The organism is Mesorhizobium sp. P2_A8 (genome assembly GCF_056404935.1).
In genome coordinates this window covers 283,077-307,657 of the sequence record NZ_JBFUDB010000003.1, presented here as the reverse complement: position 1 = coordinate 307,657, position 24,581 = coordinate 283,077, and the positions used below count along the sequence as shown (strand labels likewise).

The 24,581-nt window shown below is 63.5% G+C and carries 18 protein-coding genes; 13 read left to right on the top strand and 5 right to left on the bottom strand.

Annotated elements, in window-relative coordinates; translation table 11 throughout:
• Positions 1-2: 2 nt before the first annotated feature.
• Genes AC1D10_RS10965 through AC1D10_RS10940 form a run of 6 tightly spaced genes read left to right on the top strand, consistent with a single transcriptional unit; the run spans position 3 to position 6,016 of the window.
• Positions 3-818: an MBL fold metallo-hydrolase gene (locus AC1D10_RS10965; RefSeq protein WP_477271465.1), complete on the top strand. Its 816-nt coding sequence runs from the start codon at positions 3-5 to the stop codon at positions 816-818.
• Positions 819-822: 4 nt separating this feature from the next.
• Positions 823-1,839: a zinc-binding alcohol dehydrogenase family protein gene (locus AC1D10_RS10960; RefSeq protein ID WP_477271463.1), complete on the top strand. Its 1,017-nt coding sequence runs from the start codon at positions 823-825 to the stop codon at positions 1,837-1,839.
• The gene (locus AC1D10_RS10955; RefSeq protein ID WP_477271461.1) at positions 1,840-2,694 is read left to right on the top strand and encodes a fumarylacetoacetate hydrolase family protein; all 855 of its coding nucleotides are present in this window, start codon (positions 1,840-1,842) and stop codon (positions 2,692-2,694) included. It begins immediately after the preceding gene.
• 3 nt (positions 2,695-2,697) lie between these two features.
• Positions 2,698-3,777: a Gfo/Idh/MocA family protein gene (locus AC1D10_RS10950; RefSeq protein WP_477271459.1), complete on the top strand. Its 1,080-nt coding sequence runs from the start codon at positions 2,698-2,700 to the stop codon at positions 3,775-3,777.
• Positions 3,774-4,148 (top strand): putative quinol monooxygenase, encoded by a 375-nt coding sequence (locus AC1D10_RS10945; protein ID WP_477271457.1) that lies wholly within the window; start codon positions 3,774-3,776, stop codon positions 4,146-4,148. Before AC1D10_RS10950 ends, AC1D10_RS10945 begins: the two co-directional genes overlap by 4 nt.
• Positions 4,145-6,016 (top strand): D-apionate lactonase family protein, encoded by a 1,872-nt coding sequence (locus tag AC1D10_RS10940; protein WP_477271455.1) that lies wholly within the window; start codon positions 4,145-4,147, stop codon positions 6,014-6,016. The genes AC1D10_RS10945 and AC1D10_RS10940 overlap by 4 nt, the downstream gene beginning before the upstream one ends.
• A 166-nt stretch (positions 6,017-6,182) precedes the next feature.
• Here AC1D10_RS10940 and AC1D10_RS10935 read toward each other — a convergent pair whose 3' ends face one another.
• Positions 6,183-6,956, bottom strand: coding sequence for an SDR family NAD(P)-dependent oxidoreductase (locus tag AC1D10_RS10935; RefSeq protein WP_477271453.1), 774 nt, complete (start codon positions 6,954-6,956; stop codon positions 6,183-6,185).
• Positions 6,957-7,234: 278 nt separating this feature from the next.
• Here AC1D10_RS10935 and metH point away from each other — a divergent pair, with 278 nt between their 5' ends.
• From metH to AC1D10_RS10920, 3 genes are all read left to right on the top strand, one after another.
• Positions 7,235-11,044, top strand: coding sequence for a methionine synthase (metH, locus tag AC1D10_RS10930; RefSeq protein ID WP_477271450.1), 3,810 nt, complete (start codon positions 7,235-7,237; stop codon positions 11,042-11,044).
• A gap of 178 nt (positions 11,045-11,222) precedes the next feature.
• A complete protein-coding gene (locus tag AC1D10_RS10925) occupies positions 11,223-12,617 on the top strand; it encodes a multicopper oxidase family protein (RefSeq protein ID WP_477271448.1) in 1,395 nt (464 codons plus the stop codon).
• Positions 12,618-12,769: 152 nt separating this feature from the next.
• Positions 12,770-14,086, top strand: a complete 1,317-nt coding sequence (locus AC1D10_RS10920; RefSeq protein ID WP_477271445.1) for an NAD(P)H-dependent oxidoreductase — start codon at positions 12,770-12,772, stop codon at positions 14,084-14,086.
• Positions 14,087-14,090: 4 nt separating this feature from the next.
• Here AC1D10_RS10920 and proC read toward each other — a convergent pair whose 3' ends face one another.
• From proC to AC1D10_RS10905, 3 genes are all read right to left on the bottom strand, one after another.
• Positions 14,091-14,906 carry a pyrroline-5-carboxylate reductase gene (proC, locus tag AC1D10_RS10915; protein ID WP_477271443.1) on the bottom strand — a complete coding sequence of 272 codons (816 nt, stop codon included), beginning with the start codon at positions 14,904-14,906 and terminating at the stop codon, positions 14,091-14,093.
• 131 nt (positions 14,907-15,037) lie between these two features.
• Positions 15,038-16,366: an O-antigen ligase family protein gene (locus AC1D10_RS10910; RefSeq protein WP_477271441.1), complete on the bottom strand. Its 1,329-nt coding sequence runs from the start codon at positions 16,364-16,366 to the stop codon at positions 15,038-15,040.
• On the bottom strand, positions 16,335-17,333 hold the full coding sequence (locus AC1D10_RS10905; RefSeq protein WP_477271439.1) for a glycosyltransferase family 2 protein: 999 nt from the start codon (positions 17,331-17,333) through the stop codon (positions 16,335-16,337). Before AC1D10_RS10905 ends, AC1D10_RS10910 begins: the two co-directional genes overlap by 32 nt.
• A gap of 172 nt (positions 17,334-17,505) precedes the next feature.
• Between AC1D10_RS10905 and AC1D10_RS10900 the strand changes: the two genes are divergently transcribed.
• From AC1D10_RS10900 to AC1D10_RS10890, 3 genes are read left to right on the top strand one after another with little or no spacing between them, the layout of a single operon-like run.
• On the top strand, positions 17,506-18,678 hold the full coding sequence (locus AC1D10_RS10900) for a glycosyltransferase family 4 protein (RefSeq protein ID WP_477271437.1): 1,173 nt from the start codon (positions 17,506-17,508) through the stop codon (positions 18,676-18,678).
• Entirely contained in the window at positions 18,675-19,469 is a 795-nt protein-coding gene (locus AC1D10_RS10895; protein WP_477271435.1) for a WecB/TagA/CpsF family glycosyltransferase, read from the top strand. The genes AC1D10_RS10900 and AC1D10_RS10895 overlap by 4 nt, the downstream gene beginning before the upstream one ends.
• Positions 19,466-20,389: a DUF6492 family protein gene (locus AC1D10_RS10890; protein WP_477271433.1), complete on the top strand. Its 924-nt coding sequence runs from the start codon at positions 19,466-19,468 to the stop codon at positions 20,387-20,389. Before AC1D10_RS10895 ends, AC1D10_RS10890 begins: the two co-directional genes overlap by 4 nt.
• Before the next feature lie 23 nt (positions 20,390-20,412).
• Here the strand turns inward: AC1D10_RS10890 and AC1D10_RS10885 are convergent, their stop codons facing one another.
• On the bottom strand, positions 20,413-21,708 hold the full coding sequence (locus tag AC1D10_RS10885) for a lipopolysaccharide biosynthesis protein (RefSeq protein ID WP_477271431.1): 1,296 nt from the start codon (positions 21,706-21,708) through the stop codon (positions 20,413-20,415).
• Positions 21,709-21,907: 199 nt separating this feature from the next.
• On the opposite strand from AC1D10_RS10885, the gene AC1D10_RS10880 reads away from it, so the two are divergent.
• Positions 21,908-24,577, top strand: coding sequence for a GumC family protein (locus AC1D10_RS10880; RefSeq protein WP_477271429.1), 2,670 nt, complete (start codon positions 21,908-21,910; stop codon positions 24,575-24,577).
• Positions 24,578-24,581 lie beyond the last annotated feature (4 nt).

Genomic DNA, 24,581 nt, shown 5'->3' with positions numbered 1-24,581 from the left:
CCATGGCTTTCCCCACCACTCGCATGCGTTTTCACGGCGTTGCGGCTTACGAAATCCTGACGCGCGACGGATTGCGCATCTTGTGCGATCCGTTCCTGGATCAGAATCCGGGCGCGGCAACAAAGTCCACCGAATTCGATCGTGTCGATCTCGTCATCGTCAGTCATGCCGCCTTCGACCATCTTGGCGATACCGACAAGATCGCCGCCAAATATGGCTGTCCGGTCGTCTGCGGAGGCGAAGTGAAGGCCTGGCTGATGGACCGGGGCATTCCGGCCAACCAGATCCGCGCCACCACCTGGGGCATCCGGGTCAAGGTGGCGGGCATCGAGATCCAGCCGCTCGAATGCCATCATTGGTCGCAGATCAGGCTGAAGGACAACTCCTTCATTTCGGGCGTGCCAATGGCCTTCATTGTCTATGCCGACGACAATCTGCGCTTCTACCACTATGGCGACACCGCCATCTTCTCCGACCTCAAGCTCCAGGCCGAGCTCTACAAGCCGAATGTCGGCTGCATCGGCATCGCCAATCCACAGGAGATCCTGCATCTCAACCCGATGCCGGGCGAAATGCTGACCGGCGAGATGAGCCCGTATGAAGGCGTGCTTGCCACGCAATGGCTTGGCCTCGAGACGGTGCTGCCCTGTCACTACATCAAACTCGATGGCGACAAGGACGTCGCCGAATATATGAGGCACCATCGCGAAGCCAAGGCGCGCGGCGAAGCGATTGCCGACCCCTATTTGCTGCATGCCGGCGACTGGATCGAATTCGACCGCGACGGCAAGGTCGTGCGACCAGCCAAGGCGGCCTGACGACATGCGCGCGGCGATCTTCGACGCACCCCTTTCGATCCGCATGGCCGAAGCACCGAAGCCGGAGCCACGAATGGGAGAGGTGCTGGTTCGCATCAAAGCTGCCGGCCTGTGCGCCGGCGACCTCTACATCTACACCGGCAAGAACCCCTACGTGACCTATCCCCGTATCGGCTGTCACGAGATCGCCGGCGTCGTCGAAGCCTATGGTCCCGATACCACCGGCCCAGCAATCGGCACACGTGTCGTCGTCGATCCGTTCATCGGCTGCGGGCATTGTTACCCATGCAGGATCGGCAAACGCAACTGCTGCGCCAACCTCACCATTGTCGGCGTTCATCGCGAGGGCGGCTTCGCCGATTTCGTGACGGCGCCGGCGCAGAACCTCAACCTTGTGCCGGAGACGCTCACCGACTTCGAGGCGGCTTTCGCAGAACCGGTGGCCATCGGCGTCCAGGGCTGTCGCCGCGGCACGGTCACCGCTGAAGATAACTTGCTGGTGCTTGGCGCCGGGCCGATCGGGCTAGCGATCGTCGAAGTGGCTCGCGCCGCAGGCGCAAAGGTCTACGCCACCGATCTCTCGGCCGAGCGCTTGTCCACTGCCGCCGACCTCGGCGCCATACCGGTCGCCGGTGGCGCCGGCCTTCTGGAACGTGTGCACGAAATCACCAATGGCGAGGGAATGCCGGTGGTGATGGAAGCGACGGGAGCCGCGCCGGCGATGGAACAGACCATCGATCTCGTCGCCGCCGGTGGACGCATCGTCATCCTCGGCCTGGTCAAGAAGGGTCAGGGGATCACCTTGCCCGGCCTGGACTTCACCCGCAAGGAAGTGACGATCCTCGGCTCGCGTGCATCGGTCGACTGTTTTCCCGAGGCCTTGGCCCTGCTCGCCTCCGGCAAGATCCATTACCCGAAGATCGCAAGTTCTTTCGCACTCGGCGAAGCGCCCGACGTCTTCCAGAAACTCGCAGAAAATCCAATGGCCCTGCACAAGGCCGTATTCATTCCGGAGGACTAGATGAAGCTCGTTACTTTCTCCCATCGCAAGGGAGGCCATGTCCATCATGCCGGCGTGCTCGACGGCGATCAGGTCGCGTGCCTGACAGAGGCCGGCATCGCCGGCAGCGTGATGGAGATCGTGCTGGGCGGCAAAAAGATGCTGGAACAAATCCGTGGTGGCGTTGCCAAGGCGCCGCGCTATGCGTTGACCGAGGTCACGATCGAAGCGCCGATCCGGCCGAGCAAGGTTCTCTGCTCCGGCATCAACTACAAGGGCCACGCCGAGGAAAACCCCAACGCGAAGATGCCGACCGAGCCATTCTTTTTCACCAAGCTGCCGACCTCGGTAGTCGGGCCCGACGTGCCGGTCGAAAAGCCGGTCAGGACCGAGCAGATGGACTACGAGGTGGAGTTCTCCGCAGTCATCGGACGAAAGCTGCACAAGGCTGGGGAAGCCGACGTGATGCCGGCGATCTTCGGCTACACGCTGCTCAACGACATTTCGGCGCGCGATGTGCAGTTCAAGGACAATCAGATCACCATCGGCAAGAACTTTGCCGGCTTCTCTCCGATCGGTCCCTGCATCGTGACGGCTGACGCGATGCCGCATCCCGACAATGTCGCACTGAAGACGCGGCTAAATGGCAAGACGCTTCAGGACGGCAGCACCTCGGACTGGCTGTTTTCACTGCCGCTGCTGATTTCCTTCCTGTCGCAATATATTCCGCTCGAACCCGGCGACATCGTATCGACGGGAACCCCGGCCGGTGTCGGAATCTTCCAGAAGCCGCCGATCTTCATGAAGGCTGGCGATGTCGTCGAGATCGAAGCCGAGGGCATCGGCATCCTCAGAACCCCGATCGTTGCGGGGTAAGAAATGGCGTCGGGGGCGATCCGCATTGGAGTGATCGGCTGTGGCTTCTACGCGCAGAACCATCTGCATGCGTGGAAGGATCTTGCGAGCGAAGGCGCAGTGCTTGCCGCCGTCTGCGATGTCGATGCTGGCAAGGCCGAAGCAGCCGGCCGTGCTTTCGACGTTCCGTTTTACACGGACGCCGCCGCTTTGCTTGCGGTCGAGAGGCTTGATGCGGTCGATATCGTCACCCGCCACGACACGCACAGGGCGCTCTGCGAACTGGCGATAGCGAAAGGCGTCGCCACCATCGTGCAAAAACCGTTCGCTCCGACCTGGGAAGACTGCGTTGCCATCGTCGAGGCAGCCGGCAAGGCAGGCGTTTGGCTAGCGGTTCACGAGAACTTTCGCTTCCAGACGCCGATGCGGCATGTGCGTCGCGTCATCGACAGCGGCGCCATCGGCACGCCGAGCTGGGCTCGGATAATGTTTCGCACCGGCTTCGATGTCTATCGCACGCAGCCCTATTTCTATGACGAGGAGCGCTTGGCGATCGCCGATGTCGGCATCCACGTGCTCGACCTCGCACGCTTCTTCCTGGGCGAGGTCGAGCGCATCTTTTGTGAAACCCAGCGTCGCAATCCCAAGGTGCGAGCCGAGGACACTGCGACGATGCTCCTGCGCCATCGCAGCGGCGCCGCCAGCGTCGTCGAATGCACATACGAGGCGCGACGCGACCCCGATCCGTTCCCCGAAACGCTGGTCGAGATCGAGGGCGACAGCGGGTCAATCATTGTTCTCCCGGGCTCGCGCATGCGGGTTACCAGCAATGGGACGACGACCGAGGAAGGCATTGGCTCACCGCTGCGCTCGTGGACCAGCGATCGCTGGCACGTCGCGCAAGAGGGCGCGTTCATTGCCTGCCGCCATTTTCTCGATTGTCTCAAGCGCGGCGTTCCCGCCGAGACGTCGGGAAGCGACAACCTCAGGACTTACGCTCTGGTGGACGCCGCATACTGCGCGGCGAAGGAACACCGGGCGTTCGTTCCGACGCTGTGGGAGGGAAGTCTCAGCGTCGCCTCAAAGGGCCGGAGGGCGCAATGACGACGGGGCGGGAAAAGACGCCAGGAGGACGGGGGAAGGGAGGGGCGGGCGCCGCCTTTGCGATCACAGTGGCATTCGAACTTCTTGAGGGCGCATTTCCGGAATTCCACCGGCTGGTTGCTGAGAACGCGGCGCTCTCCGTCAAACTCGAGGCGGATTGCCTTCGCTTCGACGTGCTGACGCCGGCGGACCCGGCAACTGCCACTCATGTCTTCCTCTATGAGATCTACACAGATCGCGCTGCCTTCGACCTGCACCTCGCCTCGGAGCATTTCCGTCAGTTCGACCAACGCTCGCGCGACCTTGTCATCAGCAAGACGGTTCTCGCCTATGCGGTCCAAGAGAACGCGAAGATTCGGGAATCAACTTGACCGGCAGCGGCAGCGATTTCGATCTGTTCGGCACGGACCAGCCCGTTGCCGAGCGCCGGATCCTCACCGCGGGACCACTGTCAGCCATCCTCGAAGACGGCAACCTGCGCACTATCTGCTTCGCCGGTGTGGAAGCGGTGCGCGCGATCAACTATCTGGTGCGCGACGCGTCCTGGGGAACCTACAAGGCCGAGCTTTCAAACCTTCTGACCGTGGAAGGCGAGGCTGAGTTCGAGGTCAGCTATGAAGGACTTTGCGTTGGTCCACAGGTGAGCTTTTCTTACCGGATGAAAATTGTCGGCAAAGCCACAGGCATGCTGATCCTTGAGGCGGAAGGCGTTGCCCTCACCGACTTCCCGACCAATCGCACCGGATTCGTCGTCCTGCATCCATCGCAAGCTGCAGGCGCACCGCTGACCATCCGACACAGCGGCGGCGAGATCGAGGAGACGAGATTCCCGGAGACGATCAGCCCGGACCAGCCGGCCTTTGACATATCCGCGCTGACCCACGAGCCGGAGCCTGGAATGATCTGCACCGTCGCCATGGAAGGCGACGCTTTCGAGATGGAGGACCAGCGCAACTGGACCGACGCCTCGTTCAAGACATATGTCCGCCCGCTGTCGAAACCCCGCCCTTATGTTATCGCCAAGGGTTCGAAGGACATCCAGCGGGTCGTTGTCTCCATCGAGGCCAAGTCATCGGCGTCTCGACCCCGAGTCGCCGACAGGGCAACACTGACGCTAGGTGGACCTGCTGGACGGATGCCGTCCATGGCACTGTTTCTTGACCCAGATGATCTGCCCGCAGCCGTGGCCGCAGCATCCCAGCTTGGCCCGGCACAGGCAGTCATTGTCCGCTTTGACAGCGGGCGCGGGCATGATGAGCACATGCTGCGCAAAGCGGCCGGCTTTTCCGCTTCGATAGGTGCGCGGCTGGGAATCGAGGCGGTCTTTGATACCATCGACCCTGGAGCCGAGGCGAAGTCCGTCGTCAATGCAATCCGTTTGTCCGGTGTCGATCCGAGCGCCATCCTGGTTTCACCAAGGCGCGAATTCAAGACACGGGCGTCAAACATGGTGCCTACAGGCGAACGGCCGGTCGGCGATGTGGTGGCTGCGCTTAAGGACACGGCTACCGAGGCTGCCATCGGAGCCGGGACGCCTTCCTTCTTCACGGAATTCAATCGCAACCCGCCGGCAGGTGATGCAGATTTCGTCTTCTTCGGCAACGCCGCCATCGTTCATGCGGCCGACGATCTATCGGTAATGGAAACGTTGAGCGTCTATCCGTCCGTTATCGCCACGGCGCGACGGTTAAGTCCACAAAAACCGATCTGGCTTGGACCATGCACGATCGGCATGCGCCACAATCCCTACGGGCAGAGTGTGGCAGCAAATCCTGTCCGAGCGCGAATACCCGCCGCAAGCGAGGACCCCCGACATGGCGCATTGTTCGGGGCGGCTTTCACGGTCGGCGTCGCGGCACAGGCTGCTGCAGCGAGTGTTGATCGTCTCATAATCGCGTCCCCAACCGGTTCGTTCGGCTTGCTCGGCCCAGCCGGAATTCGTCTTCCTCTCCAGGCGGTCCACGCCGAGCTTGCGACAGCGGCTGGCGCCGAGCGCTACGAGGTTTTGGTCGATCATCCGGGTATTGCCGCCATTGCATATCGTTTCGGTGAATACATCCGCATCATGGTTGCAAATCTCACACCGGTAGCTGTCAACGTTTCGGTCCCGCCCGGGACCCAGTTGGTTGGCGTCATTGACAAGAATGCGAACCTGACGAAGCCACTTCATAACCGACCAACATTGGAACCATACCGGTCCGTGGTGGTCCAATGCCAACCAACCGGTAAGGCAACGTAGCTGGCTGAACAGGCCTATTCGGCGACGGCTTCTTCGCTCATTCCGCCGGGCATCACAATGTCACAGAATGATCAGTAAGCCATTGAAATTATTAACATCGTCCAGAGTTCAATCCGCTCTCGCAGCACCAGTCCAATCTCCCAGATTTTGAATGGCACGACGCTCGCTACGCCACCGACCACCCGCCATCGACCAGTATGTTCGCCCCCGTGATCATCGACGCCGCCGGCGAGGCCAGGAACACCACGGTTCCGGCAACGTCGATCGGGTCGCCGATGCGGCCGAGCGGGATGTGGCCGAGCACATGGGCGTGAAAGTCGGGCTCTGCGAGGGAGGGCCGCGTGCCGTCGGTCCAGATGAAGGTCGGTGCCACGCTGTTGACGGCGATCTTGTGCTGCGCCCATTCGGCCGCCAGGCAGCGTGTCAGATGGTTGATCGCCGCCTTGCTCATGCAGTAGATCGCCTCACCCTTCAGCGTCACCGTCCCGGCCTGCGAGCTGATGTTGATGATGCGCCCGGATTTCTGGGCGATCATCAATCGCCCTACCGCCTGGGTGGTGAAGAACGTGCCCTTGAGATTGACGTTCACCGTCAGGTCGAAATCTTCCTCGGTGACGTTTTCGGCCAGGTTTTCCGGCCCGAGCCCGACATTGTTGACCAGCACGTCGATGCGGCCGCAGGCGGCGTGCGCCTCGGCGACAGCGGCCCGCACCGTTGCGAGATCGGTCAAATCCATCTGCACGGCCAACGCCCGCCGGCCCATGCGTTCCATCTCGGCGACAAGCTCCGCCCCGTCGGCCTTGCCGCGCACGCCAACGATCATGTCGGCGCCGGAGCCGGCACAGGCCAGCGCGCAAGCCCGGCCAATGCCGCGCGAGGCGCCGGTGACCAGCACCACCTTGCCGGCCAGATCGAATTTCGGCGTGAATTCCGTTGTCATCGCAATCTCCCCTGAAACGCTCAATCTCAGTGTTTGAGCATGATCTTTTCCGAAAACCGGATTCCACTTTTCGGGATCATGCTCCAGGCCGAAACCATCGCGGATGGTGACGGGCCTCTTTGCCGAACACTATCCGGTCGCCGCCTGAAAGCCAGCCGGCATCTGGGCTCACGAGTCGACTGTCAGCCAGACACGTGACACGGTCGATCGCTTGGCGTATATTGACATAAAGATATCCTTATGTGACATGAATAGGCTTGTCGCCAAAGGGATAAAAAATGTTGCAGAATTCTGCATCGCTGGACGCATTGTTCGGCCCCGTCGCGGCAAAGCCCGACGGTTCGGAAGTGCTTGCGGCGCTAACCGCGGCGGCGCGCGAGCGCATTCTCATCCTCGACGGCGCCATGGGCACGCAGATCCAGGGCCTCGGTTTCGACGAGGGCCAGTTTCGCGGCGAGGCCTTTGCCGGCTGCGCCTGCCACCAGCAAGGCAACAACGACCTTTTGATCCTGACCCAGCCCGGGGCGATCGAGGAGATCCACTATCAGTACGCCATGGCAGGCGCGGATATCCTCGAGACCAACACCTTCTCCTCGACCTCGATCGCCCAGGCCGATTACGGCATGGAGGATGCCGTCTATGCGCTGAACCGCGACGGCGCGCGGCTGGTACGGCGCGCCGCAGTGAGGGCGCAGCAACAGGACGGCAAACGCCGTTTCGTCGCCGGCGCACTTGGGCCGACCAACCGCACCGCGTCGATGTCGCCCGACGTCAACAATCCCGGTTACCGCGCCGTGACCTTCGACGATCTGCGCCTCGCCTATGGCGAGCAGTTGCGCGGATTGATCGATGGCGGCGCCGACATCATCCTGATCGAGACCATCTTCGACACGCTGAACGCCAAGGCGGCGATCTTCGCCTGCAACGAGATCTTCATCGAGAAAGGCGTGCACCTGCCGGTGATGATCTCCGGCACCATCACCGATCTGTCCGGCCGCACGCTGTCGGGCCAGACGCCGACCGCCTTCTGGCACTCGGTGCGCCATGCCAGCCCGTTCACCATCGGCCTCAATTGCGCGCTCGGCGCCAAGGCCATGCGCGCGCATCTGGACGAGATTTCAAGCGTCGCCAACACTTTCACCTGCGCCTATCCGAATGCCGGCCTGCCCAATGAATTCGGCCAGTATGACGAGAGCCCGGAGTTCATGGCCGCGCAGATCGAGGATTTCGCCCGCGAAGGGCTGGTCAATGTCGTCGGCGGCTGCTGCGGCTCGACGCCGGATCACATTCGGGCGATTGCCGAGGCGGTGCGGAAATATCCGCCGCGCGCCATTCCGGACATCGAGCCGAAGATGCGCCTGTCCGGGCTGGAGCCGTTCACGCTGACCGACGAGATCCCCTTCGTCAATGTCGGCGAGCGCACCAATGTCACGGGATCGGCCAAGTTCCGAAAACTGATCACGGCGGGCGACTATGTCTCAGCGCTCGACGTTGCGCGTGATCAGGTCGCCAACGGCGCCCAGATCATCGACATCAACATGGATGAGGGGCTGATCGATTCGAAGAAGGCGATGGTCGAGTATCTCAACCTGATCGCCGCCGAGCCGGACATCGCCCGCGTCCCGGTGATGGTCGACAGCTCGAAATGGGAGATCATCGAGGCCGGCCTGAAATGCGTGCAGGGCAAGCCGCTGGTCAACTCCATTTCGATGAAGGAGGGCGAGGAGGCGTTCCTGCATCATGCGAGGCTGGTGCGTGCCTATGGCGCGGCCGTGGTCGTCATGGCCTTCGACGAGGACGGCCAGGCCGACACCAAAGCGCGCAAGGTCGCGATCTGCACCCGCGCCTACAAGCTCCTGACCGAGCAAGCCGGCTTTCCGCCGGAAGACATCGTCTTCGACCCCAACGTCTTCGCCATCGCCACCGGGATCGAGGAGCACGACAATTACGGCGTCGACTTCATCGAGGCGACGGGTGAGATCACCGCGACACTGCCGCATGTCCATATCTCAGGCGGCGTGTCGAACCTGTCCTTCTCGTTCCGCGGCAACGAGCCGGTGCGCGAGGCCATGCATGCCGTGTTCCTCTACCACGCCATCCAGCGCGGTATGGACATGGGCATCGTCAATGCCGGCCAGCTTGCGGTTTACGACACGATCGAGCCGGAACTGCGCGAGGCCTGCGAGGACGTCGTGCTCAACCGCGTGCCCAAGGCCGGCGGTACCGCCACCGAACGCATGCTGGAGATCGCCGAACGCTTCAAAGGCACGGCCGGCCAGGAGGCCAGGGAGCGCGATCTCGCCTGGCGCGAATTGCCGGTCGAACAGCGGATCAGCCACGCGCTGGTCAACGGCATCACCGAATTCATCGACGCCGATACCGAGGAAGCCCGGCTGGCGGCTGAGCGCCCGCTGCATGTCATCGAAGGCCCGCTGATGGCCGGCATGAATGTCGTCGGCGACCTGTTCGGCGCGGGAAAGATGTTCCTGCCGCAAGTGGTGAAGTCGGCCCGTGTGATGAAGCAGGCGGTGGCGGGATTGTTGCCGCACATGGAGGCCGAGAAGGTGGCGAACGCCGCCAACGGCATCGACAATGGCGAACGCCAGACGGCCGGCAAGATCCTGATGGCGACGGTGAAGGGCGATGTCCACGACATCGGCAAGAACATCGTCGGTGTCGTGCTCGCCTGCAACAATTACGAGATCATCGATCTCGGCGTCATGGTGCCGGCGGCCAAGATCCTGCAGACGGCGCGCGAACGGAAGGTTGACATCATTGGCCTGTCCGGCCTGATCACGCCGTCGCTCGACGAGATGGCGCACATGGCCGCCGAGATGGAGCGCGAAGGCTTCGACATTCCGCTGTTGATCGGCGGCGCGACGACCAGCCGCGTGCACACGGCGGTAAAGATCCATCCGCGCTACACCAGGGGCCAGACCGTCTATGTTAACGACGCCAGCCGCGCGGTCGGCGTTGTCTCCTCCCTGCTGTCGAACGAGACCAGGGACGGCTATGTCGACGCCGTGCGGGTCGAGTACAAGAAGGTCGCCGACGCGCATGCCCGCTCCGAAGCCGACAAGCAGCGGCTGCCGTTGGCCAAGGCGAGGGCCAACGCGCATCGGATCGACTGGTCTGCCTACCAACCGCCGGGGCCGTCTTTCACCGGCGTGAAGGTCTTCGAAAACTGGGACCTCACGGAACTCGCGCGCTACATCGACTGGACGCCGTTCTTCCAGACCTGGGAGCTGAAGGGGCGTTATCCAAAAATCCTCGAAGATGAGGCGCAGGGACCAGCGGCGCGCCAACTGTTCGAGGATGCGCAGGCGATGCTGAAGAAAATCATCGCCGAGAAATGGTTCGCGCCACGCGGCGTCATCGGCTTCTGGCCGGCCAATGCCGTCGGTGACGATATCAGGCTGTTTACGGACGAGGCGCGATCGCAGGAATTGGCGACGTTCTTCACCTTGCGCCAGCAACTGACCAAGCGCGACGGCAAGGCCAATGTCGCGCTGTCGGATTTCGTCGCCCCGTCGGACGGCGGCAAGCCCGATTATGTCGGCGGCTTCATCGTCACCGCCGGCATCGAGGAGGTGGCGATCGCCGAGCGCTTCGAGCGGGCGAACGACGATTATTCGTCGATCATGGTCAAGGCGCTGGCCGACCGTTTCGCCGAGGCTTTTGCCGAGCGCATGCATGAGAAGGTGCGCAAGGAATTCTGGGGCTACGCGCCCGACGAAGCGCTGGCGCCAGACGAACTGATCGGCGAACCCTATCGTGGCATCCGCCCGGCGCCCGGCTATCCCGCCCAGCCCGACCATACCGAGAAGGCGACACTGTTCCGGCTGCTCGACGGCGAGGGCAATGCGGGGGTCAGCCTGACCGAAAGCTATGCGATGTGGCCGGGCTCGTCGGTTTCCGGTATCTATTTGTCGCATCCCGAAAGCTATTATTTTGGCGTCGCCAAGGTCGAGCGCGACCAGGTCGAGGATTATGCACGCCGCAAGGCGATGCCGCTCGCCGAGGTCGAGCGCTGGCTCGGACCAATTCTCAATTATGTTCCCGTGCCCCATGCCGAGGCGGCCGAATAGCGGCAGCAAGCCCTGTCGTCTTTTCGTTCTGACAGTGCCGCTTGAACGGGACTGAGGCGCAGGTGTTTTGACCGTGGTTCACACCATGCCATCAACAGAATTTGCGCGGTTTGCCGACTTGTGATCCATGGCCTGACGGGTACACCTTCGGGCAGTCGTCTTTCCAGTTGGAGCGCCAATGACCGTACTCACCCGCCGCAGGCTTTTGAAAACGGCAGCGATCGCCGGCGCCAGCGGGGTTGGGCTGTCAGCCCTGGGCAGGTTCGGCGGCTGGGCCGCCGCCAAGTCAGAGCCTGTGGTGCTGCAGACGGCCAAGATCGAGGCGAAGCTGATGGATGTCGGCCGGACCAGGGATGTGCTGACCTATGGTGATGCCGGAATGCCGCCGGTGCTCAGAATGAGAAAAGGCGAGCCCTTCGCCGCGCGTCTCATCAACGCCATCGACGATCCGACAACGATCCACTGGCACGGCATTCGCGTGCCGAACAAGATGGACGGCGTGCCGTTTCTGGTCCAGCCCTACGTCTATACCGGCGATCATTTCGATTACGCCTTCACGCCGCCCGACGCCGGCACCTTCTGGTACCACCCGCATTGCAACACGCTGGAGCAGATGGGCCACGGCATGACAGGCGTGATCGTGGTCGAAAACCCCGGCGATCCGAAATTCGATGCCGAAATGGTCATCAATCTGCGCGACTGGCGCCTCGGCGACGACGGCCAGTTCATCAGCCTGTTTCGGCCACGCGATGCCGCAAGAACCGGCACATACGGCACCGTGCGCACCGCCAACTGGCTCGATCAGCCGCAATATGACGCGCCGGCCGGCGGGCTGGTGCGGTTGCGCATCGCCATTACCGACGTCACGCGAATCTATGCCTTTCGCGTCGACGGCGCCGAAGCGATCGTCATGGCGCTGGACGGTAATCCGGTGCCGCAGCGTTTTTCACCCGATGCCCTGCTGCTTGGACCCGGCCAGCGCATGGAACTCGCCATCCGCATGCCCGACGACGAAGGTACGATTGTCAGCCTGCGGGACGTCAGGGGCACCAAGCCCAAAATCCTGGCGACCCTGCGCGCGACTGGAAGCTCGCTCAAGCGGGACATGCGTGATGTTGCACCCCTCGAGGCCAATCCGGTGGCGGAGGTGGATCTGACCAGCGCCCAGCACATTTCCCTGTCGCTCAGCGCCACGGCGGAAAGCATCCCGAGCGATGGCATCTGCGGTTCGCTTGGCTACAGTTTCTGGGCAATCAACAAGGTGCCGTGGCCAGGCGACACGCCCGATCCGACAGCGCCACTGGCCGAACTGAAACTCGGCAGAAGCTATGTCATCGACATGGAAAACCTGACGCCGCAATCCCATCCGATGCATCTGCACGGCATGAGCTTCAAGGTGTTGTCGTCATCGACGCGCCAGGTTCAGCCTCTGATTTCGGACACCTATCTCATCCAGCCCAACGAAAAAGTGAGCCTGGGCTTCGTCGCCGACAATCCAGGCGACTGGCTGCTGCACTGCCACATCATCGAGCACCAGAAATCGGGAATGACGAGCTATGTCAGGGTAGTCTGAAGCCGCGTCGATCGACGTGTCTTCCTCTGTTCCCCATCGTCATGCCAGCTTTGACCGACGAGAAATTGCCGCCGGCTTGCGGTTTCGTTGGCAAAAGGGGGTGCTTCCCTGCTATTGCCGCCTCCAATTCGGAAATCATGGGACAACCCTGCATGACCAATGTTGCCCTGACCGGGCTTGCCCGCGATCTTGCCAGCCGTGCCGCCGAAGGTCGCCCGGTGCGCATCGGCGTCATCGGCTCGGGCGAGATGGGCACCGATCTGGTCACGCAAGGCATGCTGATGCCGGGCATTTCGGTTTGCGCCATCTCGACACGCCGCCCGCACACCGCGCGCGAGGCAATCCGCATCGCCTATGGCGATGAAGCCATGGCGGTCGAAGCCGATACCGCCTCGAAAGTCACCCGCGCCATCGAGGGCGGCAAGATCGCCATCACCTCCAACGAGATGCTGGTGAGCAACCCGCTGATCGACGTCGTCATCGACGCCACCGGCAAGCCTGGTGTCGCCGCCGATTTCGACCTGATGGCGATGGAGCACGGCAAGCATCTGGTGATGATGAACGTCGAGGCCGACGTCACCATCGGCTGCTACCTCAAGCAGCAGGCGGACCGGCTTGGCGTCGTTTATTCGGTCGGCGCAGGTGACGAGCCGTCAAGCTGCATGGAACTGATCGAGTTTGCGTCGGCGCTCGGGCTAACCATCGTCTCGGCCGGCAAGGGCAAGAACAACCCGCTCAACCACGAAGCCGTGCCCGACGACTATCGCGCGGAAGCGATCCGCCGCAACATGAACCCGCGCATGCTGGTCGAGTTCGTCGACGGTTCGAAAACCATGGTCGAGATGTGCGCCATCGCCAACGCCACCGGGCTGGTGCCCGACGTGCCCGGCATGCACGGCCCCAAGGCCGACCGCGACGACCTCGTCAAAGTGCTTATTCCGCGCGAGGATGGTGGGCTCTTGTTGAAGAAAGGCGTCGTCGACTACACGGTCGGCAAGGGCGTCGCCCCCGGTGTCTTCGTCATCGTCGAGGCGACGCACCCGCGCATTATCGAGCGCATGGACGATCTGCATATCGGCCACGGCCCCTATTACAGCCTGTTCCGGCCCTATCATCTGACCTCGCTGGAAGTGCCGCTGACCGCCGCCCGCATCGTGCTTTTCGGCAAGCCCGACATGGTGCCGCTGCCGCGGCCAGTGGCCGAGGTGTGCGCCGTTGCCAAGCGCGATCTCGCCGCCGGCGAGACCTTCGATGCGATCGGCGAGACCTGCTACCGCTCCTGGACCATGACCGTCGGCGAAGCCCGCGCCCAGGGCGCGGTGCCGGTCGGCCTGCTCGAGGGCGGCAAGGTGTTGAAACCGGTCCGGAAAGGCGAACTGCTGACCGCCGCCAATGCCGCGCCCGACCAGACGACAAGGCTGTTCGCCTTGCGCCGGCTTCAGGACGAGATGCTGTACGGGACGAACTGAGGTCTTACTTCCCCAGTTCGATCGACCGCAGCCGCGCCGCCTCCACCGCCTGGGTAAGCAGATTGGTCAGCCGGTCTTCGCCCATCAGCACGCCAAGGGCCGCTGCCGTCGTGCCGTTGGGGCTGGTCACCTGCTGGCGCAGCACGCCCGGCTCCTCGCCGCTTTCGGCGGCGAGCGAGGCAGCACCGTAGACAGTCTGCATGGCGAGCAGCTTGGCGGTCGCCGTCGGCAAGCCGGCTTTCTCGGCTGCCACGGTCAGTGCTTCGATGAAATGGAAGATGTAGGCCGGCCCCGAACCGGACACGGCGGTCACCGCATCCATCAGGCCTTCGTCATCGATGGTTGCCACTTCACCGCTCGCCGACAAAAGGTCGGCGACGAAACGCTTGGTCTCATCCGAGACCAGCTTGTTGGAAAACACCACCATCATGCCCTTGCCGATGGCAGCCGGCGTGTTGGGCATGCAGCGTACGACCGGTGCGCGACTGCCCAGGATCGCCTCGAAGGTGGCGGCCGGTGTCCCGGCTGCGATGCTGACGAAGGTGGTACGGCCGTCGCCGAAGCGCTTGTAAGCGGCTGTCACATCACGGATCACCTGCGGCTTTACCGCGATGACGACGAGATCCGGCACGGCGTCGGCCGGAATATCGCTAGCATCCGCAGCTGTGCCGCAGCCCAGCGCCGCGGCTCGATTGCGCAGGTCGGCATTGGGCTCAACCACGAAAACCGCCGATGGGTGAAGCTTGCCGGATTTCAGCCAGCCCGAGAGCATGGCGTAACCCATATTGCCGCAGCCGGCGAGAACAAGCCTGATCGTCATGGAACCCTCCGCAGGAAGGCCTTCACATAGACGCTCGCGGTTCAGTGGGGAAGCCCCGTCAGGACGGACCGGAAGATCGCGACCGCGATTGGGATCGCACACCGCGATCGGATCACGCACTGTGATCGGGATCACGCATCATGATCGGGATCGCGCACCGCCATCGGCCGCAGCGATACTTGCCTCAGGCCGAGCACGCCGAGCACGAAGAACAGCCAGACCGGGTCGCCGCGATGGAAGAAGAAGCTTTCGAGGAGGGCGTTCAGCGCGGTGAACAGCACCACCATCATGAAGAAGTCGCCGAGGTAGATGTTTTCCTTGCGCAGCGGGATGCGCATGTAGTCGCGCAACGGCGCGATGAGGAAGGTGTAGACCGCGACGCAGAGTGCCGGAATGCCCATCAGCACGGCGATGTCGAGATAGCCGTCATGGCCGTGCACGATGGTTCTGATGTCCCAGGGCCGGTCGAACGGCTGATCCTGGTTGAGCAGCAGTGGCGTTCCCCAGAAGCTTTCATAGCCGTAACCGGTCCATGGCTTCTTCGCCAGCATGCTGCCGGCGAACTCCCACAGCGTCGTGCGCCCGGTATAGGTCATGTCGGGAAAGTAGATCGCCGCCAGATGTTTCACCGGCGGCAGGAAGACGATGCCCAGCGTGCCGACTGCCGTGGCGATGATTGCCAGCGCAAACAGGATCGGCGTGCCGAGCCGCATGCCCATCAGGCTCGGCAGCACGACGATCAGGATCGAGAACGGCACCAGGCCGGCCGTCGTCTTGGAGCCGGTGTGCAGCATGAAGATCATCGCCGCGCAGAATATCCCCGCTCCCCAAAGCCGCTGCCCGCGCCGGTAGAGGTAGAGGCCAGCGAAACTGAAACAGGCCATGATTGGCCCGGCGATGTTTTTGTGGGTGAACACGCCGCGCCACAGGCCGGCATGTTCGGGCTCCTGTGAGTCTGCGGTGTGCATCGCCTCGTGCGGAAAGACGATGAGGCCGAAATAGGAAAGGCCCATGACCACGACGGCAGTTAAGATGATGACCCTTGAGAAGGCTTCGGCGTCGCGCGGCAAGACCAGGATCGTCGCCATCGTCAAAATGCCGATCAGCGTGAAGGAGGCGGCGCGCATCGCCGAGGGCGGGTCGGTTGCCATCACCACCGACAGGAAAAAGAAGCCCAGCATCAGGACCCAGGACGGGCTAAGCAGCGAGCGCACGATGCGCGGATCGGCGAAAGCCATCAGTGAGAAGATCGACATGGCGCCGAGCGAGCTGAAGCCAAGCTGGTTGACGATGTCGCCGCCTGCGCCGGTCAGTTCGGCGCCGGCCGGCTGGAACGGGCGAAAGGAGACCATGATGATGGTGAAAAGCAGTGCCGCGATCGCGGTCGCCACGCCTTCGCGCGTGAACGCGGCGCTTAGCGGCGCGCGCTCAGTTTTTCTCAGGCTGGCGGTACTGCTCATTGGCATATCCGAATTCGGCAAGCACGCGGCCCAGCGCCACATGGACGGGGTAGATGGCGATCGCCGGCGATCCTGTCCGCGCCAGCCGGATCATGCCGCGAAACGGTGAGGCGGCAAGCAGCGCCAGGCTCTTCAGCAACACCATGGCGCCGGCCAGCGGCGTGCCGGCGCGCTTCTTCTTTTCGACAAGTGTCGAGATCACGCCGTTGCGCAGGCTGCGGGCACGGATCCAGTCGGCCTCGACGCGCCGGGCTGGGACGGTCTCATGCACTTGTCCCTCGGCGCACCAGCCAAGCACAAAGCCCCTCTGCGCGGACCGGCTGAGAAAGTCGGAATCACCGCCGCCCATGAAATTGAATTTCAGATCGAGAAAGGGCGGCCCCATGGCGATAAGGACGTTGCGTCCGACCAGAAGATTGCCGGACGAATAGAGCGCCGGCACGCGCCCGGTCTCCCGGTAGGGCGGCGCGAACACCGGATGTTCGGCCCACCTCGCATGGGCCGGGTCGGCAAAGTCAGGCACCTGGGGGCCGCCGACGATATCGGCGCCGAGCGTTTCGGCTGCCCCGCACATCCGTTCCAGCCACTGCGGATCGGCGATCTCGTCATCATCGATGACCAGCAGATGCCTGAAATTCGGGAATTGCAGGATGGCCGTCTGCCAGCCGGCGTTGTAGGCGCTGCAATTGCCACGCTCATGCGCGATGATGACTATGCCGGACATCTCGCCGCGCTCGAACAGCGGCAGCGCCGCCTTGGCGCCGGCACGCGCCTCGGCTTCATTCTCCATGACGATGACGGCAAAGCACCTGGCGGTTTGCTGGGCGCGCAGCGACGCCAGCGTTTCCAGCACCTGCTCGGGCCGCTTGAAGGTCGGCAAGGTGACGACCGCTTCGACAGCCTCTGCCGCAAGCCGGGGCGAGCGTCCCGCGATCGATACCGAACTGTCCGATGGCAAAGGGATCATCCGTGTCCAGCCACATGGTGAGTTGGGCTCTGGTAGCACCACGGTGATAAGGTTTCGTTAATCACCTTGCACGGAGAAGCCGGCCAGGCGCGGGTTTTCGCTCGTTGACTGTGCTCGCTTAATCAAGGGTTCACCGCACTTTGCTACCGGCTACACCCACAGGATAGGTGAGATGCATCTGCTGTTTGCCACATCGATCGTGCCCGACGGCGCTCTCGCCTCGGGCTATGAGATCGCCAACGCTGCAATCATCGCTGCCTTGCGGCGTGCCGGCGCGCGCGTCACCGTCATCGGCTTCACCTGGCCGGGAAAACCCGCGGCCGATCCCGAAAACACGGTGGTGCTGGGCGCGATCGATGTGCGCACGGACAATGCCTCTGCGCGGCAAAAGCTGGCCTGGGTCGGCAAGGCGCTGCCATCGGGCCTCACCTTCGCGTCGGTCAAGTTGCGCGCCGTCTCCGACAGCGATGTTCTCGCTGCTGTCAAAGGCGTCGGTCCGGTCGACGGCTATGTGATGAATTCCGTGCAGTTCGCCGGCGCCTTCGAAAAGCTGTTCGCTGAGCGGCCTTCGATCTTCGTCGCTCACAATGTCGAACATCTTTCGGCGCAGGAGAACGCGGCTGCCGCCGGCAGCCTCTTCCAGCGCCTGTTGTTCCGCCGCGAGGCACGGTTGCTCAGGACCATGGAAGAGCGTCTCTGCCGTCGGGCACGCTTCGTCTTCACCCTGGCAGAGGAGGACCGCTGGGCACTCGGTGTCGCCTCCAACGACCGCTCGGCGGTGCTGCCATTGGTGACCGGCGCCCAGGCGTCCGAACCCAAAGGCCAGCGCCGCATCGACTGCGACGCGGCGCTGGTCGGCACCTGGACCTGGCAGCCGAACCGCATCGGCCTCGACTGGTTCCTGGGCAAGGTGGTGCCGCATCTGCGGCCCGGTTTCCGCATCCGCATCGCCGGCAGCATGCCTTCGGGCATCACCTCCAAGCATCCGGGCGTCGAATTTGTCGGCCGTGTGCCCGATGCCCAGGCCTTTGTGCGCAGTGCAGCCGTCATCCCGCTGATCAGCACCGCCGGCAGCGGCGTCCAGTTGAAGACCATCGAAACCTTCGAGCTCGGTCTGCCGTCCGTCGCCACCAGCCGCTCGCTGCGCGGCATCGACCATCGCCCGGCCAATTGCATCGTCACCGACGATCCCGCCGCCTTCGCCAGCGCCCTTGAGGCATCGGCGGCCGACATTCGGGATGTTGACGGCAGCGCATTCCGTCGTTCGCAGCTCAAGGCGCTCGATGCCGCTATCCGGCTCGGCCTGGAAAAACTCGGACCGGTCAGGCAGGAGGCGTTTGCATGAACATGCACTCCACCCGCGCCGCTTCGGGGCGCGACACCTTGAGAACGATCCTCGGCATCCCGGTGCTCGCGATCCGTTGGGACGAGGCCATGGCCCTGCTGACGCGGTTGACCAGAGAGCGCCGTTTTACCAAGGTCACTTTCCTCAACGCCCACAATGCCAACATGGCCTGCACGGATCCGGTCTTCGCCGAGGCGCTGGATGACTTTCTCATCCTACCTGATGGCATCGGTGTCGATCTCGCGGCGAAAGTTCTCTACGGCTCGCCTTTTCCGGACAATCTCAATGGTACCGATTTCGTGCCTGCCTTCCTGCAGGCCTCGACCCGACCGCTGACCGTGGCTCTGCTCGGGGCCACGCGCGTCAATGCCGAAGCGGCGTCGAAGAAACTGGCGGCGATTGCCGTCCAGCATAGGTTCGTAGTCATCCACGACGGCTTTTTCTCCGCCGCGCAGGAGCCGGAGATCGTCGAACGGATTGCAACCCTGCGGCCGGACGTGCTGCTCGTCGCCATGGGCGTGCCGCGCCAGGAATTGTGGATCGCGCGCCACATCGACGCGCGCCACTGCACGCTGCCGATCGCCGTTGGTGCATTGCTCGATTTCCTGAGCGGCGCGGTGCCGCGGGCGCCCTTGTGGATGCGCCAGCTGCGCCTGGAATGGCTGTTTCGATTGGCTGTCGAACCGGGCCGCCTGTGGCGTCGCTACGTCGTCGGCAATCCACTGTTCCTGCTGCGCGTCGTCAGGCAGAGATTCTCGCGCGCATCCGAAGCTGCCGGAGACATCCATTGAACAGCCGGTTCGTTCCGGGTGCCGCTGTCCAGCCAAGCCCGCTTCGGCAGATACCGACGGCGGCAATAGTGACGGCAAGCTATGCGCCCGATTTCGAACGCTGCCGCCTGCTGTGCGAAACGCTCGACCGCCACGTCTCAGGCGCGGCGCACCACTACATCCTGGTCGAACATCGCGATATCAACCTTTTCCGTCAGTTGGAAACCGGCCATCGTAGCGTCGTCGACGAGCGGGAATTGCTGCCGCGCTGGCTGCATGCCTTCGATGATCCGCTCAGCCTGTTTCGCCGGCGCGTCTGGCTCAGCCTGAAGACCCAGCCGCTGCGCGGCTGGCACGTACAGCAGCTGCGCCGTATCGCGATTGCCGCGCATGCCCGGGAAGACGTGCTGATCTTCTGCGATTCCGACGTCGCCTTCGTCAAACCATTCGACTGCGGCGCCTTCTGGCGCGACGGCAAGGCGCGGCTGTTCCGCCGCGATGGGGTGCTTGCAGACGAAGGTCATGACGAGCATCGCATCTGGTCGCGCAACGCGGGTGCGGCACTCGGCATCGACCCGTCCCGGACATCGATCCATGACTATATCTCGACGCTGATCGCGTGGCGGCGAGACACCGTGCGGGCCATGTGCGACGAAATCGAGAAAGTCCATGCACGCGGCTGGGTCGAGGTCGTCGGCTCGGCGCGCAAATTCTCCGAGTGCATGATCTACGGCCGCTACGTCGACGATCTGCTGGAGGGCGCCGGCCATTTCCACGGTTCGGACGAGTTCTGTCGCGTCCACTGGACCGGCGAAGCGCTGTCGGACGACGAGTTTCGCCGCTTCCTTGGCGCCATGGCGCCGGAGCAGGTGGCGATCGGCATGCAGTCGTTCATCGGCACCGATATCGGCCGCATCCGCCGCCTGATCGGGCTTAGCTAAGCATAGTCCCAAAAGTGGAAGCTCTAAACTGGCTTCGCCGGCTTGCGCATCGCCGAATAGGTGAGCAGCGTCGAGGCGAGATACAGAAGCAGGAAGACGACGTTGAGCGACAGCACCAGGTTCGGCGTGTCGAGGATGGTCGTCAGCACATAGGTCAGCAACACCGCCTTCAGCCCGGCGAGCAGCCCGAGATTGAGCGCCCGCACCAGCGTCTGGCCACGTGCGAACAGCAGCTCGGCCTGGTATTCGACCAGATTGCGCAGTCCCGGAACGCAGATCGCCAGCGCCACCAGCGGGGCGGCCTCGGCGACGTTCTTGCCGAGCGCGTTGGGGAAGAAATGCAGCACGATGCCAAGCGTCAGCAGCGCAAGCGTCGAGACCACGAACACGCCGCCCTCGATGCCGCTCTTGACCGCCAGCCGTGACAGCAGTTCGGGGGCCCGCATCATGCGCTGCACCAGCATCATCGAGAAGGTGCGGATCGGAATGGCCGTCAGGTCGACCAGCCGCATGATGATGGCGTAGATACCGGCCAGATGCGGCCCGCCGATCGCCAGCACGAGTAGCTTGTCGAACTCCATCTGCAGGTAGAACAGCACCTCGGCGCCGGCCACGTAGATGGAGTCGGCCAGCCGCCGCAGATAAAGCTCGATGCGCAGCCGCAACCGCTGGCGCGGGTAGAAAAAGCCGAATGCAATCAGCAGCGAGGCGGCATTGGCGCCGATATAGAACCACGACCATATCCAGACGCTATGTTGCGCCCAGAACATGAACAGCACCGCCCCAAGCGCCCGCAGCGCCGTCGCCATGATGGCAAGCAGGGCTGCGCGGCCGAACTTGCCCAGACCGTTGTTGACGATCAGCGCCACCTCCACAGGCCGCCACAACAGCGCCTCGGCAAAGACGATTGCCGCAAACACCGACAGCGGCACGGTGTCGGCGAAGAAGATCTGGTAGACGCCGAACGAGGCCGCGGCCAGCAGCGGCAGCGACAGCACGCCGAGCAGCAGGAAGCCAGCGGTGAAGGTGCCGATCAGATTGGGGCGGATGGTGGCCGTGCGATAGAGCGCCGAGATGAAACCGAAGGCGAGGATGCGCGACAGCATGACGCCGGCCGCCGATGCGGTGGCGAACATGCCGAACTCGGAAATGGACAGCGTGTTGGCCAGCGCGATGAAATAGGCGAGTGAAAACACCAGTCGTCCGCCGGCGCCGCTGATCGCCGAGAAATAGTCGCGCAGCAGCCCCCGTCGTTCGGCCAAAAAAGTGCCGATCCGGGCGAAGGGCCGCCTTTGCGATATGTCACTGGCTTGCGTCATGTCTCTGGGGAAACTTAGGTCGGAAAACTTAACGTGCCGTTCTGAGGCTTGAGGGTGGGTCGAAAAATAGCTGCCAGCAGAGAGGGAAACCGCGGCTTCGGCGTGTGAAAATTAACCTTTTGTTTTCCATGCCTGTTTAGCGTGGCTTAACGAATGGCGAAGCGCCGTTTGCAGGCCGCCAAGGGTAAAGCTCCAGACGATGGTCGACAGGGAAAACCGTGAAGACTGGAAGCGCGAGCGTTCGCTGCTGGCGCTCGGCCAGGCTGTGCGCGGCGACGACGAACCCGACGCGTCGCTGGTCTCGATCGGGGATCGGGCAGACCGGTCGTGGCGCGAGGATGCCGCCGCGCGCCATCGTCTCGCCCGGTCACGGCGCGAGCCGCGGCCGAACCCTTCGCAGCGCGAGGCGCTGTCGAACCTGAAGCCGTCGGATGCGGTCGGAACGGACGGTTATCAGGCTGGCCATGGTCCTGCTTCTGCGCAGGTGCCGCCGCAGCGCGGTTCATCCGCCGACGATAATTCAGCAACCAGATCGGCATCATCGGGCTACGCGCAAACCACGTCTGTTGCCGCCGAGCCCGCAGGCACCTATCGCCCCGATCGCACATCCGAACCTTACCGTTCAGGCGATGCGCGGGCGCCCCACAACCACGGCGTGGACAGCCAGCAATGGAAGCCGCTGATCGATCCGATGCAGGTCGTCCGCGGTGTTGCCAGGTCGAAGCTGTTGATCGTGACGACGACGATACTGGGTGCCGGACTCGGCATCGCCATCGCGCTGTCGACGCCGAAGAAATACGAGGCCACCACCGAACTGATCGTCGATCCGCGCGACCTGAAGCTCACCGATCGCGACCTCACCCAGTCGGTCGTCGCCTCCGACGCCACGCTGGCCATCGTCGAAAATCAGGTCCGGGTGCTGACGTCCGGTACTGTTCTGAACAAGGTCGTCGACAAGCTCAATCTCGTCAACGACCCGGAATTCAATGGGCAAGGCAGCGGCGGCCTCGGCGTCATGTCGCTCGTCCGCTCAATCCTGTCGCGGCACGACGGGCCGGGCGGTGTCGACGACACCCGCCGCCGTGCACTCGCTGTCGGCAACCTGGCCGAAAGCCTTTCGGTCGAGCGCGGCGGCAAGACCTTCGTCATCACCGTCAGCGCCACCACGCAGAATGGCGAGAAATCGGCTCTCATCGCCAACACGATGACGGATGTCTTCCTGCAGACCTTCGGCCAGATCCAGTCCGATACCGCCGGCCGCGCGACCGACGAACTGACGGCCCGGCTGGATGAACTGCGCAAGGGCGTCGAGGCGGCTGAGCGCAAGGTCGAGGATTTCAGGGCCACGCACGACCTCGTCGACGCGCAGGGCCACCTCATCAGCGACGACGAGATGTTGAAACTCAACGAGCAACTGTCGGTTGCCCGCGCCCGCACCCTGGAGCTCAATGCCCGGGCGGCCTCGGCGCGTTCGGTCGACGTCAACTCGGTTCTCACCGGTACCTTACCCGAGGAGATCAACTCCAACACGATGAGCGATCTGCGTTCGCAATATGCATCGCTCAAGCAGGAGGCTGACCGCGCCGCCATCCGGTTTGGACCGCGTCACCCCGAACTCCAGGCGCTCAATGCCCAGCTTGCCGGTGCACGCGACCGCATCGCCGGGGAGCTGCACCGCATCGGCTCGTCGCTGCAGGTCGACCTCAAGCGCGCGGTCCAGCTCGAACAAGATCTCGCCTCTCGTCTGGCGCAACTGAAGGTGCGCAGCGGCGACGTCAACAGCGATCTGGTGTCGATGCGCGAACTGGAGCGCGAGGCTGCGGCCAAGAGGTCCGTCTATGAACAATATCTGCTGCGCGCCAAGGAGACCGGCGAGCAGAAGGACATCAACACCGCCAACATCAATGTGATCTCGAAGGCCTTCGCGCCGCTTGAGCCGAACGGACCGTCGCGGGTCGTGGTGGCGCTTGCCGGGCTGTTGCTGGGCTTTGCCTCCGGTATTGGCCTCGGTGTCATGCGTGGCGCCTATGAGAGTTTGCGTGAGACCGCGACTTCGCGCTCGCGCCGCGACCCCAGTACGGACGAACGCCGGGTGCCTTATGAAGACAAGGCATTTCAGGCAGCACCCCCGCCGGCACCACAACCACCGGCACCGCAGCCGGCGGCACCGCCACCCCCTGCGCCGCCACCGCCGGCATCACCCCCGCCTGTTCAGCAGGCTGAGATCACGCAGGACGAAGGCCCCGGTCGGATCAGTGCGCTGCTGTCGATGCTGCGCAAGGCCATGTCCCGCAAGCCGTCCCCGGAGGACACTGCCGATACCGGTGAGTGGGTTTCACCCCTCGCTGACGTGAGATCAACGGAAGATTCGCGCTCCGTCTATTCCCAGTCGGCGGCCGCCTTTGCGCCTCGGCAGCCGGCTGCGGCAGCCTATCCGCCGCCGCCTTTCCAGCCGGGCGCCCATGGCCCCTATCCGCAACCGATGGCGCAGCCGCCATTGCCTCCTCACATGGTGCCGCAGCGGCCGTATTCGGGCCCACAGGCCTATCCCTACGCGCAGCCGATGGGCTATCCGCAGGCGCAGCCCTGGCAGGTGTCCCAGCAGCCGGGCTATCCCTATCCGCAGCCCGCGCCCCATGCCGGACAGATGCCTTATCCGCCTCTGCCCGCTTCTCCGGTCTATCCGCAGCAGCCCACCTCGCCGCAGCAGTCAGTGCAGCCCTATGAGCCGCCATCGGCGGAGGCGCCGCGCGCCCCGGGCGATGTCGAACAGCAGGCTCCGATCGACGAAATCCGCGCCAGCCTGCGCGAATTCCGCGAAGCGGTCCGCGAACTCACCGAGACCCGCGCGCGCCGCCGTTACTTCTGAGCCA

Coding starts and splice junctions, on each gene's coding strand:
- AC1D10_RS10905 (WP_477271439.1), bottom strand. CDS start 17,333: ATGATCCCTTTGCCATCGGACAGTTCGGTATCGATCGCGGGACGCTCG.
- AC1D10_RS10900 (WP_477271437.1), top strand. CDS start 17,506: ATGCATCTGCTGTTTGCCACATCGATCGTGCCCGACGGCGCTCTCGCC.
- AC1D10_RS10950 (WP_477271459.1), top strand. CDS start 2,698: ATGGCGTCGGGGGCGATCCGCATTGGAGTGATCGGCTGTGGCTTCTAC.
- AC1D10_RS10945 (WP_477271457.1), top strand. CDS start 3,774: ATGACGACGGGGCGGGAAAAGACGCCAGGAGGACGGGGGAAGGGAGGG.
- metH (WP_477271450.1), top strand. CDS start 7,235: ATGTTGCAGAATTCTGCATCGCTGGACGCATTGTTCGGCCCCGTCGCG.
- AC1D10_RS10965 (WP_477271465.1), top strand. CDS start 3: ATGGCTTTCCCCACCACTCGCATGCGTTTTCACGGCGTTGCGGCTTAC.
- AC1D10_RS10925 (WP_477271448.1), top strand. CDS start 11,223: ATGACCGTACTCACCCGCCGCAGGCTTTTGAAAACGGCAGCGATCGCC.
- AC1D10_RS10885 (WP_477271431.1), bottom strand. CDS start 21,708: ATGACGCAAGCCAGTGACATATCGCAAAGGCGGCCCTTCGCCCGGATC.
- AC1D10_RS10880 (WP_477271429.1), top strand. CDS start 21,908: ATGGTCGACAGGGAAAACCGTGAAGACTGGAAGCGCGAGCGTTCGCTG.
- AC1D10_RS10935 (WP_477271453.1), bottom strand. CDS start 6,956: ATGACAACGGAATTCACGCCGAAATTCGATCTGGCCGGCAAGGTGGTG.
- proC (WP_477271443.1), bottom strand. CDS start 14,906: ATGACGATCAGGCTTGTTCTCGCCGGCTGCGGCAATATGGGTTACGCC.
- AC1D10_RS10960 (WP_477271463.1), top strand. CDS start 823: ATGCGCGCGGCGATCTTCGACGCACCCCTTTCGATCCGCATGGCCGAA.
- AC1D10_RS10895 (WP_477271435.1), top strand. CDS start 18,675: ATGAACATGCACTCCACCCGCGCCGCTTCGGGGCGCGACACCTTGAGA.
- AC1D10_RS10920 (WP_477271445.1), top strand. CDS start 12,770: ATGACCAATGTTGCCCTGACCGGGCTTGCCCGCGATCTTGCCAGCCGT.
- AC1D10_RS10910 (WP_477271441.1), bottom strand. CDS start 16,366: ATGAGCAGTACCGCCAGCCTGAGAAAAACTGAGCGCGCGCCGCTAAGC.
- AC1D10_RS10955 (WP_477271461.1), top strand. CDS start 1,840: ATGAAGCTCGTTACTTTCTCCCATCGCAAGGGAGGCCATGTCCATCAT.